The sequence below is a fragment of the Sphingopyxis sp. DBS4 genome, from assembly GCF_024628865.1.
In the GTDB taxonomy this organism is placed as follows: domain Bacteria; phylum Pseudomonadota; class Alphaproteobacteria; order Sphingomonadales; family Sphingomonadaceae; genus Sphingopyxis.
Window position 1 is genome coordinate 3,125,900 of the sequence record NZ_CP102384.1, and the last position, 17,292, is coordinate 3,143,191.

Annotated in this window: 21 protein-coding genes and 1 tRNA gene; 10 read left to right on the plus strand and 12 right to left on the minus strand. The window is 68.0% G+C overall.

Annotated features, from left to right (window positions below):
• Window positions 1–22 precede the first annotated feature (22 nt).
• Window positions 23–292, plus strand: coding sequence for a hypothetical protein (locus NP825_RS14940; protein ID WP_257544989.1), 270 nt, complete (start codon window positions 23–25; stop codon window positions 290–292).
• 2 nt (window positions 293–294) lie between these two features.
• On the opposite strand, the gene NP825_RS14945 is transcribed toward NP825_RS14940, so the two are convergent.
• Together NP825_RS14945 and NP825_RS14950 are read right to left on the minus strand one after the other, a co-directional pair.
• Window positions 295–370, minus strand: a tRNA-Val gene (locus NP825_RS14945).
• 51 nt (window positions 371–421) lie between these two features.
• The gene (locus tag NP825_RS14950) at window positions 422–1,444 is read right to left on the minus strand and encodes a MarR family winged helix-turn-helix transcriptional regulator (protein ID WP_257544991.1); all 1,023 of its coding nucleotides are present in this window, start codon (window positions 1,442–1,444) and stop codon (window positions 422–424) included.
• Between the two features lie 233 nt (window positions 1,445–1,677).
• On the opposite strand from NP825_RS14950, the gene NP825_RS14955 reads away from it, so the two are divergent.
• The 6 genes from NP825_RS14955 to NP825_RS14980 all read left to right on the plus strand — a co-directional run bounded on the left by NP825_RS14955 (window position 1,678) and on the right by NP825_RS14980 (window position 5,436).
• The gene (locus NP825_RS14955; RefSeq protein ID WP_257544993.1) at window positions 1,678–2,253 is read left to right on the plus strand and encodes a thermonuclease family protein; all 576 of its coding nucleotides are present in this window, start codon (window positions 1,678–1,680) and stop codon (window positions 2,251–2,253) included.
• Window positions 2,254–2,314: 61 nt separating this feature from the next.
• Window positions 2,315–2,692: a fluoride efflux transporter CrcB gene (gene crcB / locus NP825_RS14960; protein WP_257544995.1), complete on the plus strand. Its 378-nt coding sequence runs from the start codon at window positions 2,315–2,317 to the stop codon at window positions 2,690–2,692.
• Window positions 2,689–3,891 (plus strand): RluA family pseudouridine synthase, encoded by a 1,203-nt coding sequence (locus NP825_RS14965; RefSeq protein WP_257544997.1) that lies wholly within the window; start codon window positions 2,689–2,691, stop codon window positions 3,889–3,891. The genes crcB and NP825_RS14965 overlap by 4 nt, the downstream gene beginning before the upstream one ends.
• Window positions 3,891–4,511 carry an FMN-binding negative transcriptional regulator gene (locus NP825_RS14970; protein WP_257544999.1) on the plus strand — a complete coding sequence of 207 codons (621 nt, stop codon included), beginning with the start codon at window positions 3,891–3,893 and terminating at the stop codon, window positions 4,509–4,511. Before NP825_RS14965 ends, NP825_RS14970 begins: the two co-directional genes overlap by 1 nt.
• Complete coding sequence (locus tag NP825_RS14975; protein WP_257545001.1) at window positions 4,508–4,744, plus strand: hypothetical protein; 237 nt, start codon at window positions 4,508–4,510, stop codon at window positions 4,742–4,744. The genes NP825_RS14970 and NP825_RS14975 overlap by 4 nt, the downstream gene beginning before the upstream one ends.
• Complete coding sequence (locus NP825_RS14980) at window positions 4,741–5,436, plus strand: ATP12 family chaperone protein (RefSeq protein WP_257545004.1); 696 nt, start codon at window positions 4,741–4,743, stop codon at window positions 5,434–5,436. The genes NP825_RS14975 and NP825_RS14980 overlap by 4 nt, the downstream gene beginning before the upstream one ends.
• On the opposite strand, the gene NP825_RS14985 is transcribed toward NP825_RS14980, so the two are convergent.
• The 10 genes from NP825_RS14985 to crtY form a co-directional block, all read right to left on the minus strand.
• A complete protein-coding gene (locus tag NP825_RS14985; protein WP_257545006.1) occupies window positions 5,433–6,236 on the minus strand; it encodes a crotonase/enoyl-CoA hydratase family protein in 804 nt (267 codons plus the stop codon). The genes NP825_RS14980 and NP825_RS14985 overlap by 4 nt on opposite strands.
• On the minus strand, window positions 6,233–6,850 hold the full coding sequence (locus NP825_RS14990) for a 2-hydroxychromene-2-carboxylate isomerase (protein ID WP_257545008.1): 618 nt from the start codon (window positions 6,848–6,850) through the stop codon (window positions 6,233–6,235). The genes NP825_RS14985 and NP825_RS14990 overlap by 4 nt, the downstream gene beginning before the upstream one ends.
• Window positions 6,847–8,379, minus strand: a complete 1,533-nt coding sequence (locus NP825_RS14995) for an acyl-CoA synthetase (protein WP_257545010.1) — start codon at window positions 8,377–8,379, stop codon at window positions 6,847–6,849. Before NP825_RS14995 ends, NP825_RS14990 begins: the two co-directional genes overlap by 4 nt.
• Window positions 8,380–8,736: 357 nt before the next feature.
• Complete coding sequence (locus NP825_RS15000; RefSeq protein WP_257545012.1) at window positions 8,737–9,756, minus strand: hypothetical protein; 1,020 nt, start codon at window positions 9,754–9,756, stop codon at window positions 8,737–8,739.
• Between the two features lie 240 nt (window positions 9,757–9,996).
• On the minus strand, window positions 9,997–10,515 hold the full coding sequence (locus NP825_RS15005) for an AAA family ATPase (RefSeq protein ID WP_257545014.1): 519 nt from the start codon (window positions 10,513–10,515) through the stop codon (window positions 9,997–9,999).
• Entirely contained in the window at window positions 10,512–11,081 is a 570-nt protein-coding gene (pnuC, locus tag NP825_RS15010) for a nicotinamide riboside transporter PnuC (protein ID WP_257545016.1), read from the minus strand. The genes NP825_RS15005 and pnuC overlap by 4 nt, the downstream gene beginning before the upstream one ends.
• Window positions 11,078–12,040 carry a phytoene/squalene synthase family protein gene (locus NP825_RS15015; protein WP_257545018.1) on the minus strand — a complete coding sequence of 321 codons (963 nt, stop codon included), beginning with the start codon at window positions 12,038–12,040 and terminating at the stop codon, window positions 11,078–11,080. Before NP825_RS15015 ends, pnuC begins: the two co-directional genes overlap by 4 nt.
• The gene (locus NP825_RS15020; RefSeq protein WP_257545020.1) at window positions 12,040–12,621 is read right to left on the minus strand and encodes a TIGR00730 family Rossman fold protein; all 582 of its coding nucleotides are present in this window, start codon (window positions 12,619–12,621) and stop codon (window positions 12,040–12,042) included. Before NP825_RS15020 ends, NP825_RS15015 begins: the two co-directional genes overlap by 1 nt.
• An 88-nt stretch (window positions 12,622–12,709) precedes the next feature.
• Complete coding sequence (locus tag NP825_RS15025) at window positions 12,710–14,185, minus strand: phytoene desaturase (RefSeq protein ID WP_257545022.1); 1,476 nt, start codon at window positions 14,183–14,185, stop codon at window positions 12,710–12,712.
• Complete coding sequence (gene crtY / locus NP825_RS15030) at window positions 14,182–15,339, minus strand: lycopene beta-cyclase CrtY (protein ID WP_257545025.1); 1,158 nt, start codon at window positions 15,337–15,339, stop codon at window positions 14,182–14,184. The genes NP825_RS15025 and crtY overlap by 4 nt, the downstream gene beginning before the upstream one ends.
• Window positions 15,340–15,384: 45 nt before the next feature.
• Here crtY and NP825_RS15035 point away from each other — a divergent pair, with 45 nt between their 5' ends.
• From NP825_RS15035 to NP825_RS15045, 3 genes are read left to right on the plus strand one after another with little or no spacing between them, the layout of a single operon-like run.
• Window positions 15,385–15,918, plus strand: coding sequence for a GNAT family N-acetyltransferase (locus NP825_RS15035; RefSeq protein WP_257545027.1), 534 nt, complete (start codon window positions 15,385–15,387; stop codon window positions 15,916–15,918).
• The gene (locus NP825_RS15040; RefSeq protein WP_257545029.1) at window positions 15,915–16,670 is read left to right on the plus strand and encodes a sterol desaturase family protein; all 756 of its coding nucleotides are present in this window, start codon (window positions 15,915–15,917) and stop codon (window positions 16,668–16,670) included. Before NP825_RS15035 ends, NP825_RS15040 begins: the two co-directional genes overlap by 4 nt.
• Window positions 16,630–17,025: a DUF2141 domain-containing protein gene (locus NP825_RS15045; protein ID WP_306997106.1), complete on the plus strand. Its 396-nt coding sequence runs from the start codon at window positions 16,630–16,632 to the stop codon at window positions 17,023–17,025. Before NP825_RS15040 ends, NP825_RS15045 begins: the two co-directional genes overlap by 41 nt.
• Window positions 17,026–17,292: the final 267 nt, after the last annotated feature.

Genomic DNA, 17,292 nt, shown 5'->3' on the forward strand with positions numbered 1-17,292 from the left:
GCCGGGAGGGAAAGGGGCGGGCATGGATGCGCTGGAGATCGCGATCGAGGTCATCGGCTGGGCGGCTGCCGTGCTGATCCTCGCCGCCTATGCCCTGCTGTCGTTCGGCAAGCTCGAAGCGCGCGGCCGCGTCTATCAGGGGATGAACGTCCTCGGCGCCGCCGGCTTCATCGTCAATTCGGGCTATCACGGCGCGCTGCCCAACGCCGCGCTCAATGTCGTCTGGGTCGCCGTCGGCCTCGTCACCCTGTGGAACGTCCGGCGTGGACGGGAGGCGAATATCGCCGGGTAAGATGGTGGGCGCTGACGGGCTCGAACCGCCGACCCTCTCGGTGTAAACGAGATGCTCTACCAACTGAGCTAAGCGCCCCAAAAGGGAAGCGCGCCCCTGCCATAAGCCGCTCGCGCTGGCAAGCGCCGCCTATTCCTCCAGCGCCTCGCAATAGCGCGCCATCGCATCGGCGGCGCCTTCCGACAGCGCGATGAAGATGCGGCGCCCGTCGAACGGATCGGCCTCGCGCAGGAACAGCCCGGCGTCGGTCATCGTCTTGATCCAGCGGAGCGCGGTCGTCGCGGGAACCGCGGCGGCGATGCACAGGCTCGACACCGACACCGGCTGCCGCTCCAGCCGCGCCGCATAGAGGTCGAGCAGCATGTCCCACGCCGGGTCGGCGAAAAGGTCGGCGGGAAAATATTGCTCGCGCATCCGCCGCTGACGCAGCATCCGCCGCACCGCTTTCGCGCGCTGGCGGTCGATCGTGCGCTCCTCCGGGACGAAGCTGCGCGGCATCGCGGCGAAATCGCGCGCCGGCGCGCGAACCTGTCCCGTATAGTCGCCGAAGCCCTCGTTCGCGGGCGTATAGGGCGCCGGCGTGCCGGGAAGGCCGCCGCGCGGCTGCCCCGCAAGCTCGCCGAGCAGGCGCGAGATGCGCGCCACCTCCTCCTGCAACTGGTCGATACGTTCCATCGCCGGATCGCGCGTCACTTCGTGCATCGCTCGATGCCATTCGCGCCGCGCGGCGGCCAACGCGACGAAGCGATCGGTCGCGTCCGCATCGACGAGCCATTCGACGCGAAGCGCGCCAGGCGCCACCGCCATCAGCCGGTCGAGTGCACCAAAAGGAGCCTCGCATACCAGATGACAGGATTTCGCGACAGCGACGCCGCAAAGGGCGGCGAAGGTTTCGGGCTCGATGGCTTCCTTCGATGCGAGCCAGATAATGTCGGTGATCGGCCTCGCGCGCAGATGATCGGCCGCCTCGGCGGCCTCGACGCACGAGACGCGCACGCGGTCCATCGCCGCAAGTTCATCGGCGCGCATCCGCGATCCCACCAGCACCAGCGACGAGACCGCGCCCGGTGTCGATTCCGTATCGGCCCCGGCGCCGAATGCCGGCAGCCGAAAATCCCCCGATCCGGGTCGAATCTGAATCGCCTGTTCCATGCCACGTCCCCCCATTTCCTCGCTCCGCCCCGGTGTCCTTATGTCGTCATTCCGGCCATATTCACCTTTTGTTCGTTCCCATTTGCCGCCAATTCGGACCTAGCGGAGTCCTGTCCATAGGTCGGCACGGAAGCAGCCGGTCGGGATTGGTCCAATTTGGACCCTGTTTGTTCTTTTCGTCAATCCCTTATTTACGCTTGCCAAGTGCGCCGCCGCGGATCAGGCGCCGGCTCATGCCGCTGTCGATCGTCACCCGTATGCGCTGGCGCCGCCGCTTGCGTTCGCTCGCCGCGCTGCTTCTGCTCGCCGGTCTCGCGGTCGCCGTCTGGACCAGCCAGCTGCCCACCGCTGTCGCGCCGCTGGTGCGCGTCATCGACGGCGACAGCCTGACCGTGCGGCAGGAGGGCGGCGGCACACTGACGATCCGCCTGACCGGAATCGACGCGGTCGAATATCGGCAGGACTGCGCGCGCGCCGACGGCAGCCGCTGGCCATGCGGCCATGACGCCCGCAACGCGCTCGAACGGCTCGTCGGGCGCGACCTGCTCCATTGCGACTATGCGGCAAAGGACCGCTATGGCCGCACCCTGGCATCATGCCGGACGCAGCCGGGCCCCGACGGGGTCGATCTTGGCGCCGAAATGGTGCGGCAGGGTTGGGCCGTCGCGATCGGCGACGCCTATGCGTTCGAGGCCGCCAAGGCGGAGGCGAAGCAGCGCGGCATCTGGCAAGGCCGCTTCGACGCGCCCGCCGCCTGGCGCGCGGCGCACGACCGACCCGCGGGCGCGATCACCCCACCCGACGCATAGGGTCCTGACCCTGGATATGCATCCGCTTTTCGTCGCGGGCTTTTGCGGCTAGGGCGAGCGCATGAACGGACTTTTCCCAGTCATGGTCGGCGGCGCGATCGGCGCCGGCGCGCGGCATCTGGTCGGCCAGGTCATGCTCGCGCGGCTCGGCCCCGGCTTTCCCTGGTGGACGCTGTCGATCAACATCGCCGGCAGCCTGCTGATGGGTCTGCTTATCGGCTGGCTCGCGCGCAGCGGCGGCAGCGACACGACGCGGCTGTTCCTCGGCGTCGGCATCCTCGGCGGTTTCACGACCTTTTCGTCGTTCAGCCTCGAATATTGGACCCTGTTCGAGCGCGGGCAGACGGCGCAGGCACTGGCCTATGTTCTCGCCTCGGTACTGATCGGTATCACGGCGTGCGGCGCCGGGATGCTGACGATGCGGCAATTGTCCGCATGAGTATCGACAGCGCCATCATCGCCGAGGAAGACGACGGCATCCGCCTCGACCGCTGGTTCAAGCGCCACCGGCCGGGAACGCCGCACGCGCTGCTCGCGCGCTGGGCGCGGTCGGGCCAGTTGACGCTCGACGGCCGGAAGGCCGACGTGTCCGACCGCATCAAAACGGGGCAAAAGCTCGTCATGCCGACGCCGCCGGTCGAGACCGCCGCGCGTCCCGCGCGCAAGGGCCGTCCGCTGACCGACGCCGATGTCGAACTCGCCGAATCAATGGTGATCCACCGCGATACGAGCGCGCTGGTGCTGAACAAGCTGCCCGGCCTCGCCACGCAGGGCGGCACCAAAACCGAACAACATGTCGACGGACTGCTCGATGCACTGAAATATGACAGGCCGGTGCGGCCGAAACTGGTTCACCGGCTCGACAAGGACACGTCGGGCGCGTTGCTGATCGCGCGAACGCCGCGCGCCGCCGCCTGGTTCGCCAAGAGTTTTTCGAATCGCAGCGCGCGCAAGACTTATTGGGCACTCGTCGTCGGTGTCCCCGACATCGCGCAGGGCGAGATCGACCTGCCGCTCGCCAAGCAGCCCGGATCGGGCGGCGAGAAGATGCACGTCGACGACAAGGGCCTGCCGTCCAAGACGCGCTACCGCATCGTCGAGCGCGCCGGGAACAGCGCCGCCTGGGTCGAATTGCAGCCGCTCACCGGCCGCACGCATCAGCTTCGCGTCCATATGGCGGCGATCGGCCATCCGATCGTCGGCGACGGCAAATATGGCGGCAAGGGCGCCTTCCTGACCGGGACGATCAGCCGCAAGCTGCACCTGCACAGCCGCCGCTTGCGCATCGACCATCCCGACGGCGGCGCGATCGATATCACGGCCCCGGTTCCCGAGCATTTCGCCGCCAGCCTCGACGCGCTCGGATTCGACCCGCAGCTCGGCGAGGTCGGACTCGACGACATCCCCAAGGGGCCGCCGCCGAAAGCCGCGGCGAAGGCCGCCGCCAAGGCGCACAGCAAGCAGATCCGCAAGGCACGGCGCGGCGAACGGCGCGGCCGCACCGCCGCGAGCAAGCCGACCGATCATGTCGGCAAGCCCAAGCCAAAAGCGAAGACCGGAACCGGCAAGCCCGCCGCCAAGCGTCCGGCAGCGAAGCGTCCGCCCCCCAAGGGGCCGCGCCCGCCCAAGGCGCGTTGATGCATCCCAATCCCCAATATCGTCCGCGACAGGAAGACCTGCCCGCACTGTTCGTGCGCGAGATCGCCTTCGCCGGGGTTTTCGCGGGCACGCCCGACGGTCCGCGCGTCGCGCACGCGCCGGTGGTGCTGAGCGAGGATGCGGCGACGCTGCAATTCCATCTGTCGCGCGGCAACGGGCTGACGAAGCATCTGGACGGGGTGACCGCGCTGGCGGTGGTGCAGGGGCCCAACGCCTATGTCAGCGCAAGCTGGTATACGGCCGCCGATCAGGTTCCGACGTGGAATTATGTCGCGATCGAGATGGAAGGTCCGGTTCGCAAGCTCGACGATGCCGAACTGATCGCGCAGTTCGACACGCTGTCGGCTGAGCACGAAGCACGCATCGGTGCCGATCCGCCGTGGACGCGGGCCAAGATGAACCCCGCGCGCTTCAGCCAGATGACGGGCGCGATCACCGGGTTCGAGCTGCGGATCACCGCGTGGCGCTCGACGCTCAAGCTGTCGCAGGACAAGGTGCCGGACGAACGCGAACGCGTCGCCGCGGGGATCGAGGCGAGCGGGCACGGCGCGCTGGCGCATCTGATGCGCCAGCTTGGCGAGAAAGGGAAAAGCGCATGAACCAGCCGGACGACGCCCTTGCCAAAAAGCGCTTCTTCGCGCTGTCCGCGATGCGCCTGATGGGCGCGCTCTTCATCATCGCCGGCTTCCTGCTGATCCGCGGCGTCTGGGCGGTCGCGGGGCAGCCAGCCGATCGCTGGATCGGCGTCGCGGTCGTGCTGGCGGGCGTGTTCGACTTCGCGGTGATGCCGCGCATCCTCGCGCGCCGCTGGCGGTCGCCGAAAGAATTATGAAACGCTTCTGGAAGCAGGCCGAAGTCATCGCCGAGGCGGGCGGCTGGGGCATTGCGCTCGACGGTCGTCCGGTACGCACCCCCGAACGAGCCCCGCTGGCCGTGGCGAGCAAGGCGCTGGCCGAAGCGATCGCCGCCGAATGGGACGCGCAGGGCGAGGATATCGACCCCGCGTCGATGCCGCTGACCGGCCTCGCCAATGCCGCGATCGACCTCGCCAGCCCCGATCCCGCAGCCTTCGCCGAGCCGATCGCCGCTTATGCGGAGAGCGACCTTTTCTGCTACCGCGACGACCGCGACGCGGCGCTGCAGGCCGAGCAGGCGGCGGCGTGGAACCCGTTGCTCGCCTGGGCCGAAGCGCGCCACGGCGTCGAGTTCGCGCTGACCCAAGGCGTGCTGCCCATCGACCAGCCGCCCGCGACCATCGCGGCGCTCCGCGCGGCACTCCTCGCGCACGATCCGTTCCGCCTCGCCGCGCTGACGCCGCTGGTGACGATCGGCGGATCGCTCGTCGCCGGGCTCGCGCTCGCCGAGGATGCCTTCGCCGCCGATGCGCTGTGGGACGCGGTCAGTCTCGACGAGCTGTATCAGGAACGGCGCTGGGGCGCCGACAGCGAAGCGCAGAAAGCGCGCGCGCGGCGCGAAGCCGACTGGCACCATGCGGCGCGGTTTCTGAGCCTGCTGGGCGATTAGTCCGCAAAGTTCGGTTTCCTTTTCTCCATATGTGCCATCACCGCCTCCATCTGGTTGGGGGTGCGGATGACCTTGACCTGTTCGTCGCTTTCGGCCTGCAGGATTTCGGCGTCGCTGGCGTCGGCGAGCATGTTGCACAGCCGCTTGGCGCCGCGGATCGCATGCGGATTCTTGTTCGCGATCACCCGCGCGAGATCCAGCGCCTTCGCGAGCGGATCGTCGGAGACGTGCGTCGCGAAGCCGAGCAGCTTCGCCTCCGACCCTGAAAATTCGCGGTTGGTATAGATCATCTCGCGCAGCACATCGTCGGCGACCTGCGTCCGCCACAGCGCCATGCCTGCGACGTCGGGGACGAGGCCCCAGCGCATCTCCATGATCGCGAGGCGCGTGTCGGGATGGACGATGCGGATGTCGGCGGCGGCCATGATCTGGCTGCCCGCACCGAAGGCGACGCCGTGCACCGCCGCGATCACCGGCACCGGCAGTTCGCGCCAGCCCCACGCCGCATATTGGGCGTTGTTGACGATGCCCCTCGTGCGATCGGCCAGCGTTCCGCCCGCGCTGCTCGCGCCCGGATCACGCTCGGCGCTGAGGCTCGTAAGGTCGAGCCCGGCGCAAAAGGCGCGGCCCTCGCCCGACAGCACGACGACGCGCAGGCCTTGCTTGGCCTTCAATTCATCGATCGCCTCGGCAAGCGCCGACCACATTGCGGTGTCGAGCGCATTCATCTTGTCGGCACGGATCAGCCGGACGTCGGCGATGCCGTCCTCCAGCATGGTGATCGAGATACGGTCCTTCATTCTGCTGTCCTTTTGAGCGCGGCCTCGACGAGCGGAAGCTGGTCGTTGCCGAAATACATATCGGTGTCGTCAACAAAGATCGTCGGCGAGCCATAGCCGCCGCGCGCAATCACCTCTTCGGTATTGGCGCGCAGCCGCGCCTTCACCGCGTCGCTGGTCGAGGCGGCACGGATCGCGGCGCCGTCGAGCCCGACGGCGTCCGCGGCGGCTTCGAGAACGCCCGGATCGTCGAGATTTTCCTGCCGGTCGAAATAGCTGGCGAACGCCGCCCCGGCAAAGCGGACGAGCGCGTCCTGATCCTCCTCGAGCGCGCAGCAGAAACGCATGGCGTGGATGCTCTTCGCCGGGTGCCACCTCGACGGAAAGTTCATCGGCACGCCGGCGAGCCGCGCCCAGTCCTTCAGCACCTTCCAGCTATGCTCCAAGCGGCGGTTGTCGGTCTGCTCGCGCGCGGCATAAACGGCCGGGTTGACCGCGTTGAACACCCCGCCGACGAGGATCGGGCGCCAGGTCGCGCTCGCCCCGGTGCGTTCGAGCACGCCGGGCAGATTGTGGAAGGCCAGACAGGTCCACGGGCTCGACAGGTCGAAGAAAAATTCGACGCGCGCGGTCATGCCCCCGCCTTCGCCTTTTCCCAATATTGGTCGCGCAGCAGCCTTTTGTAGAGCTTGCCGGTGTCGTGGCGCGGCAGCGCCTCCATGAAATCGATCCGGCGCGGGATCTTCACCCCCGACAATTTCTCGCGTGCATAGGCCATGAGTTCGTCGCGGAAGGCGTCGGTCGCGTCGGCCATGTCGGCGGGCTGGACGACCGCGATCACCTCCTCGCCCATCTCCTCGTGCGGGCCGCCGACGATCGCGACGTCGGCGACCTTCGGGTGCGTGACGAGATGATTCTCGATCTCCTGCGGATAGATGTTCACCCCGCCCGAGATGATCATGAAGCTCTTGCGATCGGTGAGATAGAGGAAGCCGTCTTCGTCGAGCTTGCCGACATCGCCCAGTGTCGACCAACCCCGCGAATTGCGGCTGGAGGCGGTCTTTTCGGGGTCGTCGTGGTATTCGAACAGGCTGTCGCTTTCGAAGAAGACCGCGCCCTCCTCGCCCACGGGCACTTCGGTTTCATTGTCCTCGCCGACGATATGAACGACGCCGTTGATCGCGCGGCCGACGGTGCCCTTGTGCGCGAGCCAGTCCTGGCTGCTCGCGAAGGTCATGCCATTGCCTTCGGAGCCCGCATAATATTCGAGCAGCACCGGTCCCCACCAGTCGATCATCGCCTGCTTGACCGGCACCGGGCACGGCGCCGCGGCGTGGATCGCGCTTTTCATCGAGGTCACGTCATATTGCGCGCGAATGTCGTCGGGCAATTTCAGCATCCGCACGAAATGCGTCGGCACGAACTGCGCCGCGTTGCAGCGATAATGCTGGATCGCCGCAAGCGCGCCCTCGGGATCGAATTTCTTCATCAGGATGACGGTGCCGCCGAGCCGCTGGATCGTCATCGACCAGCGCAGCGGCGCGGCGTGATAGAGCGGCGCGGGCGACAGATAGACGCTGTCGGCGTTGATTCCGAACGCCGCCGAGGCGAGCATGACGAGGCTGTTCGCCGCGTCGATCGCCTGCTCCTCGGGCAGCGGAACCTTGACGCCCTTCGGCCGGCCCGTCGTCCCCGACGAATAGAGCATGTCGACCCCGGCGCGCTCGTCGGCGATGCGCTCCGCGGGCATCGTCGCCAGTTCGTCCTCGATCTTCGGCCAGCCCGCTATGTCGCCGCCCATCGCATAGCGGGTGATCTTCGTCGTGAGCTGCTGCGCCGCGGCCGCGAGACTCGCCGAGACGACGAGCATCTTCGCGCCCGAATTTTCGAGAATATAGTCGGTCTCGTCCTGCGTCAGCCGCGACGAGATGCAGACATAGCGCAGCCCCGCGCGCTGCGCGCCCCACGTCAGCCCGTAATAATGCGGCGTATTGTCGAGCATGAAGGCGACGACATCCTCATGCCCGAGCCCATGTGCGCGAAACATCTGCGCGGCGCGATTCGAGGCCGCATCGAGTTCGGCATAGCTGATCGCCTCGCCGGTTTCGGCGACGATGACCGCGGGCTTGTCGGGATGGGTGGCGGCGTGAACTGAGGGGTGCATCGGGCGATCTCTCCAAGGGCTCGTTGGTATGTTATGTCCAAGACCCGTAGCAAACTGAAACTTTCGGTCAAGCGAGCGGGAGCCAACGGGAGCGCGCGCGGTCAAGATGCGTCAAATCATGGCGCAAGATCGGGGCGTTCGCGTCCCCACCTCCGGCCTTCGCGTGCAAGCGGGAACCCGGCGACGCGAACGACCAGCGCGGCCGCGTTGCATCCCGAGGGCGCGGGCCGCGCACTCCTTCTTCTTCGCGCCTTTGCGCCTTTGCGTGAGATTTCCCGGTTTCACGCGGAGGCGCGAAGACGCTGGCCCCCCGCCTTCGCGGGGGTGACGGGGAGAGACGGGGGCGACGAAAAAAGATCAGGCGCCGGCTGCCCTGCGCGGGTTCGCACTTTCCGGCGCCGGATCGTTGGCGGGGTCGGGGAGGCCGAAGAAGGCGCGTCGGGCGGCTTCGCCGGCGCGGCGCAAGGGGGCATGGGCCTCGGCGACGGCGGCTTCCCACGCGTCCTCCTCGTCGGGGTCGAGCGAGCGCTCATAATCCTCGTCGCCGAACCGGCCTTCCTCGATGCCGAGATAGTCGTCGGGGGGCGGGAAATTGGTGCGCAGGTCGCCGGTGACATCGTCGTGCCAGACGGTCATCGCCGCGGCCTCCTCCTCGGGGGTCGGCCCCTCTTCGTCGGCGCCTGCGGTCTCGTCGCCGGGATCGGCGGAAAACCGCGCAACTTCATTCGCGATTGCGGTGCCCTGCCACAGCGCGGCAAGCGGGTTGGCGCGATTGTCGCGGCCCGCGAGCCAGAGCGCCAGCGCGGCGGGCAGACCCTCCGTCGGGCCAGCCGCGGGTGCGGGGTCGGCGCCGGCGCCGGGTTCGCCGTCGGGCGCCGCTTCGGCCGGTGCGGCGGCGGTGCGCGCGGCCTCGGCGGCATCGAAGAGCGAGAGGAAGCCCGGCCAGTCGCCGGCGATGACCTGCGCCAGCATCTCCTCGCCCGCCCGCGCGCGGGTCTCGACCATCTTGTCGAGCCGCGCGAGCATCGCGAGGCCGAGGCGGCTGTCGATGCGGCGGCGTTTAGTGAGGCTGCGGTCCTCCTCGCGCATCACGGTGGTCATCTCGTCATGCCCCCAGATCGCGCGGTCGAGCAATTCGTCGACGAGCCGCCCGCGCGCGATCAGCAGCGCCGCCGCGCAGCCGAGCCGGAACGCCGCGCCCTCGGGCCGCTGCCTCAGCTGATAGACGGCGGACGGCGACATGCCGACCTTTGCCGCGGAGATCTTCACCGAGCCGTTGGTGGCGAAGGCCTCCAGAAACTCGCGCTGCAGCGAGGGCGTCCAGTGGTAGCTGGACGGGGCGGGGATATGCGCGGGGTTGCAGGGTGTGTCGTCCATCGGTTCGTCCTTTTGGTCAGGTGAAACTGATCGAATGAACCATATGGGTACAATGTAGGAAAGGGGGCGGCGGTCCTATTTCGACCGGAAGCCGATCTACCTTATGTTGTCATTCCCGCGAAAGCGGGAACCCAGGGTGGCATCGGCCGATGCACGCTCTGGGTTCCCGCTTTCGCGGGAATGACGAAAATTAGGAAGGGGCCGCTCTCCGCCCCAAAAGCCGACATCCAGCATCTCTAATTACGCCAGCCCCGCTGCCTGCACCGCCGCGAGCGCGCTTTCCAGTCGCGCATCGCCGTCGCCCTCGACCCACGCCCACGGCAGCTTCCGCCGGTCGAGCTCGGCGAGGGCGACGTCCATGAACTGACGGCGCGCGAGGTCGCTGCCGAAGAGGCGGGTGCCGTCCTCCTGCCACGGCAGGTCCATCGCGGGGACGAGATAGAGGTCGGCGGTGCCCATCCACGCGTCGATTTCGGGCAGGCGGCGGCCGAGCAGCATGATCGCCCATGCCTGCGTCATCAGCGGGTCGGTGTCCGAAATCAGCCATTCGGGCTTTTGCGCCAGCGCGTCCTGCGTCGCCGCGACATGGCCGTGGAAAATCGCGAGCAACGCGGCCTCGTCGAACTCGGTGCCGTTCGCCTCGGCCCAGGTGCGGCCATATTCGGGGACGACCAGCGCGCCGAGGCGCGCGGCGAGGCGCGGCGCGAGCGTCGACTTGCCGGTGCTTTCGGCGCCGTGGAGGCAGATGTGGCGGGTCATGCCGGCGCCGTACCCGCCGCCGCCGCGCGGCGCCACTGGATCAGCCCGTCGATCGACAGGCCGAGCAGCACGACATAGACCGCGCTGGTCGCATAGAGGCCGCGCCACGCGAACAGGGGCACCGCGATCAGATCGACGAAAATCCAGAGGAACCAGCTTTCGACGCGGCGGCGCGCGAGCAGCCATTGCGCGGTGATGCTGGCCATCGCGATCGCGCCGTCGATCCACGGCGCCGCCGCGTCGGTGTAGCGATGCATCGCGGCGCTCCAGCCGATCCACGCGGCGACGGTCGCGCCGCCCCAGACCCAGCGCGCACGCGCGCCCATCCAGCCGACGGGAATGCCGCTGTCCTGCCGCGCGCGAACCCAGGCGAACAGGCCGTAAAGGTTGAGCACAAGGAAAAAGCCCTGGAGCAGCATGTCGCTGTAGAGCTTCGCTTCATAGAAGACGAAGGCGTAGAGCGTCACCGCGACGAGCGCGAAGGGATAGTTCCAGACGCTGCGCAGCGCGACGAGCGCGACGTTGATCAGCACGAAGGCCGCTGCGATCCATTCGAGCTGGCTCACGTCGCCGCCCCGTCATGGCGCGGGCGCGTCCACAGGCCGTCGCGGCTGATCCGCCGTTGCGGCGGACGGCGGAGCACCGACCAGCCGGCGCGCGCGACCCATCCCAATTTGGCGAAGAGCGAGCTCGCGGCGCGATGATCCCACGCATGGTCGCCGCGCGCGCGCACCTCGCGCGCGATGTCGCCATAGATGCCCGCCGCCGCGAGCACCGCCCAGCGGCTGCGCGGGCCGAGCTTGCGCGCGCCCCAGCGCGCCGACGCCTCGTAATCCGCCGCCATTTCCGACAACCATTTCGCCATCACCGAAAGGCGCGGACGAAAGGCGGGGTGCATGTGCTGGCCCGGCGGAATATCGAGCTCGACCATCCATTCGACCGGCAGGTAGCAGCGGTCGGCGGCCGCATCCTCGGCAATGTCGCGCGCGATATTGGCGAGCTGGAACGAGATGCCGAGATCGGAGGCGCGGTCGAGCATCGTTTCGTCCCCGGGATCGATTCCCATGACGAGCGCCATCGCAACCCCGACCGCGCCCGCGACATGATAGCAATAGCGCAGCAGATCGGCCTCGCTGCGCGGCCGCCAATCGTCGGCGTCGAGTTCGAAGCCCGCGATGATGTCGTCGATGATCGCGCGCGGTATGGCGACGTCGGTCAGCAGCAGGCCGAGCGCGTCGAAGGCGGGATCGCCGGTGACCTCTTTGGCATAGGCGCGGCCGGTCAGCGCGCGAATCCTGCCGATCGCCGCCGCGGCATCGTGTCCCGGCACCATCGCGCCGCCATGATCCTGCCCGTCGGTCAGATCGTCGGCGGCGCGGCACCAGGCATAGAGCAGCCAGACGCGCTCGCGCGTGACGCGGTCGAACAGCCGACTGGCGAGCGCGAAACTCTTCGAGCCCTTCGCGATGCTGTCATGCGCAAAGCCGTGCAGGGCCTGTGCGTCATAGCCCCCCGCATCTGTCATTACAGATCGTCGGCCTTCATCGCGAAGATCGGTTCGTGCGGCTGATAGGCCGCCATCTTGTCGAGCAGTTCGTCGATCCCGGCGTCGACGATCATGATCCCGGCGTGCGCGGGGCGGATGAAGCCGACCTCGATCATGCGGCGGTTGAAAGCAATCAGATCGTTGTAGAAGCCCGCCGCGTTGAGCAGGCCCACGGGCTTTGCATGATAGCCGAGCTGCGCCCAACTGATCGCTTCCCACAATTCGTCCATCGTGCCGACGCCGCCGGGGATGGTGAGGAAGCCGTCGCTGAGGTCGGTGAACATCCGTTTGCGTTCGTGCATCCCCGAAACGACATGGAGTTCGGTGACGCCGCGATGCGCGATCTCGGTCCCGACGAGCGCATCTGGGATCACCCCGATCACCTCGCCGCCCGCCTCCAGCGCGCTGTCGGCGACCGCGCCCATCAGCCCGAGCCGGCCGCCGCCATAGACGACGCCGATGCCGCGCGTCGCCAGCGTGCGGCCGACGTGGCGCGCGGTTTCGATATAGATCGGATCGTCGGGGGTCGCGGACCCGCAATAGACGGCAAGGCGTTTCATCTCGTCACTCTGTTCCTGTTCGTCACCCCCGCGAAGGCGGGGTCCAGCTGGATTCCCGCCTTCGCGGGAATGACGGGAAAGTAAAGGGCTAGCCGCTTTCCAGCATCAAAGCGGCGGTCGCCTTCGCGCTTCCGACCACCCCCGGAATCCCCGCACCGGGATGCGTCCCCGCGCCGACGAAGTAAAGATTCGAAATCCGGTCGTCGCGATTATGCGCCCGGAAATACGCGCTCTGCCGCAACAAAGGCTCGAGGCTGAACGCGCTGCCGAGATGCGCCGACAGGTCGCGGCCGAAATCGGCGGGCGTATAATGGAAGCGCGTGACGAGCCGGGCGCGGAGGCCCGGCAGGACGCGGCGCTCGACCTCTTCCAATATCGCATCGGCGAAGCGCGCGCCGAACGCGCCGTCCCAGTCGGCCTGCGCCTTGCCGAGATGCGCGACGGGGGCGAGTGCGTAAAAGGTCGCGTGACCTTCGGGCGCCATGCCGCGATCGGTCGCGCTCGGGTGATGCAGATAGAGCGAGAAGTCTTCGGGCACGACGCCGCCGTAGATGTCGCGCAGCAGCCCCTTGTAGCGGGGGCCGAACAATATGCTGTGATGCGCGATGCCGGGATAGTCGCCCTTTACCCCGAAATGGACGACGAACAGCGACGGCGACCAACGCCTCCGCGTCAGACCGCGCGCGACCTTGCCCCCGCGCGGATGCCCGGCGAGCAGGTCGCGGTAGCTGTGCATCAGGTCGCCGTTGCAGGCCACCATGTCGGCCTCGCCATGCCAGCCACCCAGCGTCCGGGCGCCGGTTACGCGGTCGCCCGCCGTCTCGATCGCGGCGACCGGATCGCCGAGGCGCAAGCTGCCGCCGAGCCGCTCGAACAAGCGCACCATCCCCGACACCAGCGCATTGGTCCCGCCGCGCGCCCACCAGACGCCGCCCTGCTTCTCGATCGTGTGGATCAGCGCATAGATGGCGCTGGTCGTCATCGGATTGCCGCCCACCAGCAGCGTATGGAACGACAGAGCCTGCCGCAGCCGTTCGTCCTTCACATAAGAGGATACGACTGCATAGACGCTGCGCCACGCCCGATATTTCATCAGCGCGGGCGCCGCGCGGACCATCGAGGCGAAGTCGAGGAAGGCGACCGCGCCGAGCCGGACATAGCCCTGCTCATAGACGCCCTTCGAATAGGCGAGGAAGCGATCGTAGCCCGCGATGTCTTCGGGATTCAGCTTCGCGATTTCGGCGCGGAGCGCGGCCTCGTCGTTGGAATAGTCGAAGCGCGATCCATCGGGCCAGTCGAGCCGGTAGAAGGGCATCACAGGCATCAGATCGACGTCGCGCGCCATGTCCTGCCCGCTCAGCGCCCAAAGCTCGCTGAGGCACGGCGGATCGGTGATCACCGTCGGTCCGGCGTCGAAGGTGAAGCCCTCGCGGGTCCAGTGGTAGGCGCGTCCGCCCGGCTTGTCGCGCGCCTCGACGATCGTCGTTTCGATGCCCGCCGACTGGAGCCGGATCGCGAGCGCGAGCCCGCCGAAGCCCGCGCCGATGACGATCGCGCGCTTCATCGCCAATCCAGTTTCGCCAGCGCGGCAAGCGCTTTTCCGACCGGCACCGGCGGCTTGCCCGAAAGAATGCGCAGCTTGTCCCTTGCGGTCGAGGCGCCCGCGTAGAAGCGCGCGATGAGGCCGGGGGAGAGACGGTAGAAGCGCTCGAAGACACGATAGCGCTCCTCGGGCGCGGCGGCGCGGAACAGCATCGCGCCGAGCATCCGGTAGAAGCGCTGGCGCCGCCACGCGGCAGCGGCCTCGCGGCGCAGCACCGCCGCGAGATCGGGCCGGTCGATCAGCGCCGGAAGCGTCGCCGCGCTCCGCACCGCCTGCGCGAGCGAATAGCCGGTGGTCGCGTGGAAACGCCCTGCCCGCACCCCGATCCGCGCCACGCCATCGTCTTTCGGCCAGAGCGTATCGAAATCGCCCGCCATCACCACGGGGAGCCACCCCGTCTCCTCGCGCTCGACGGCGGTGACGGTCCAGCCGCGCGCGTCTGCATAGGCGGCGATCCGATCGCGCACCGCCGCAACGTCGAGCGCCGCATCGTCGCTGTAATAAGTATCCTCGACGAAGACGGTCTCCGCATTGAAGGGCAGGCAATAGACGAAGCGATAGCCGCCGATCTGTTCGACCGTCGCATCCATCACGACCGGCCGCGCGAGGTCATGGCCGCCCTCGATCCGCAGCACCTGCCCGACGAATTTTTGCCAGCCGCAATCGATGTCGCTCAGGTCGCCGACCCCGCGCGCGTCGATGACATGGCGCGCGCCGAGTCGGGTGCCGTCGTCGAAGCCGACCGCCTGCGGCGCGAGCAGGATGGCCGATTTCGCGATCAGCCGTCCGGCGGGCAGCGCAGCGGCGATCGCTTCGGCGAGCGCTTCGCCGGTGATGCTGTTATAGGCCATCGCAAGCTCGCGCCGATAGGCGGGGAAAGCGACGGCATAGCCGTCCCATCGGTGGCCGATCAGCGGCTCGACCAGCCAGCGGTCGCGGGCCGCGACGTCGGCGTCGAAGAAGGACCAGACATGATTGCCGCCGACCGCGCCGGGCTCGATCAGCCGCACGTCGAGGTCGGGGCGCCGCCGCGCGAGCGCCAGCGCCGTGAGCCCGCCCGCAAGCCCGCCGCCGACGATGGCGATGTCGCAGGAAACGGGTTCGGGCACGGCCATGCAGCAGACCTAGCGAGCAAGACGCGCAGCGGCTATCGCTTTCCTATGCACGCCGCTCCCCTCATCACCCCCGCGACGCCCGACGATGCGAAGCCGGTCACCGCGATCTATGCCCATCATGTAGCGCACGGCACCGCAACCTATGACATCGAGCCGCGCAGCGCGCTCGCCACCGCGGGGCTGATTTCCGAGCATCGGGCGAAGGGCTGGCCCTTTCTGATCGCGCGCGGCGCAGACGGCACGGTCGCGGGCTATGCCTATGCGAGCCAGTTCCGCGACCGCCCGGCCTATGCCTGGACGTGCGAGGACAGCATCTATATCGATCCCGCGCATCAGGGGCGCGGGATCGGCCGGGCGCTGCTCGAAGCCTTGCTGGTCGCGGCGGAGGCAGCCGGCTTTCGCACGATGATCGCGGTGATCGGCGGCGCCGAGCCCGCGTCGGTCGCGCTCCACGCGCGCTGCGGCTTCGCCCATGCCGGACGGCTCGACGCGAGCGGGTGGAAGCAGGGCCGCTGGCTCGATACGGTTTTCATGCAGCGCGCCCTCGGCGCAGGCGCCGCGAGCCCGCCGCCAGAATGAGCGCCGCCGCCGCCATCGCGCTGTCGGCGCTTGCGATGACGGCGATCGTCGGGGTTCGCTATCTGCTCAGCAGCGGCGGCTTCGCGCTGGCGACGCGGCTGAAGCATCCCGGCCTCTACCGCGGACTCGAAGCGCAGATGCGGCACGAGATCGGGTGGAGCCTGGCGAGCGCCGCGATCTACGGCGTGCCCGCGGGCATCGTCGCCTGGGGATGGCAGGCGCGCGGCTGGACGCGCATCTACAGCGATATCCACGCCTTTCCGCTCTGGTATCTGCCCGCCAGCCTCTTCGCCTATCTGCTGATCCACGACACCTGGTTCTATTGGACGCATCGCTGGATGCACCGCCCCCGGCTGTTCCGCATCGCGCACGCCGTCCATCACCGGAGCCGCCCGCCGACCGCCTGGGCGGCGATGAGCTTTCACCCCGTCGAGGCGATCAGCGGCGCGATCGTCATCCCGGCGCTGGGATTCCTCATCCCGATCCATGTCGCGGTGCTGGGGCTTGTGCTGGCCATCATGACGGTGATGGGCGTCGGCAACCATATGGGGTGGGAGATGTTCCCGCGCGCGCTGGTCCATGGACCGGCGGGGCGATGGCTGATAACCGCGACGCATCACGAAGCGCATCACGCGGCCTATCGGGGGAATTATGGCCTTTACTTCCGTTTCTGGGACAAGGCGTGCGGCACGGATATCGGGCTGGGCGCTTTTGCCGCTGCTGGCCGCGGCGAGCGCGCCGCCGACGGTTGAGGTCAGCATCACCGGGCTGCGCAATGCCAAGGGGCAGGTCCTCGTCTGCCTGACGACGAACCCGAAAGCCTTTCCCGATTGCAGCAAGGACAAGGCGTCGGTGCGGATGGCGGTGAAGGCCGTCGATGCGGGCGACTTCATCGTCCATGCACCCGCCGACGGCACCTATGCGATCGCGGTCGTTCACGATGAAAACGGCAACAACAGGATGGACATGGCGCTGTTCCTGCCGAAGGAGGGCTTCGGCTTCTCGCGCAACCCGGCGATCCGCATGGGGCCGCCGAAGTTCAAGGCGGCGAGCTTTGCGGTCGCGGGCGAGGTGCGGCAGACGATCCGGATGAAATATATGCTGTGAAGGCGACTTTGGGGTGGGGAGCGGACGTCGCCGCTCCTCCCCGGCACGGGGAGGGGGACCATCGAAGCATGGTGGAGGGGCACCCTCGGTTTACGCTTCGATCCAGAAAAGGCGCGCCATGTCGCACCTGCCCCTCCACCACCTTCGGTGGTCCCCCTCCCCGTGCCGAGGAGGATCTTAAGTCCGCAATCGGTCGAAAGCTGTCGATTATCGCGAAACAAAAAAGGGCGCCCGCGGGCGCCCTTTTCGTTTTCAGCGAAGCGTGCC